This is a genomic window from Escherichia sp. KCJ4928, from assembly GCF_004352695.1.
In the GTDB taxonomy this organism is placed as follows: Bacteria; Pseudomonadota; Gammaproteobacteria; order Enterobacterales; family Enterobacteriaceae; genus ECMA0423.
Map to the genome: position 1 here is coordinate 1 of NZ_SJWV01000868.1, position 249 is coordinate 249.

General features: G+C 47.0%; 1 pseudogene. It reads left to right on the forward strand.

Annotated features, from left to right (window positions below):
* Window positions 1–249: pseudogene (locus tag E0D98_RS27165) on the forward strand (IS3 family transposase); the annotation flags it as partial.

The window sequence follows — 249 nt, forward strand, 5'->3', positions numbered from 1 at the left end:
GGGTTACCGCCGCCAGAAAAGGGCTCGGTACTCCTGGTTCCCGCACGGTGGCTGAACTGGAATCTGAAATTCTGCAACTGCGTAAGGCGTTAAATGAAGCTCGCCTTGAGCGAGATATATTAAAAAAAGCAACAGCGTATTTTGCACAGGAGTCGCTGAAAAATACGCGTTAATCGAACAATGGCGACAACAATTTCCCATTGAAGCGATGTGTCAGGTATTTGGTGTATCCAGGAGCGGTTATTACAA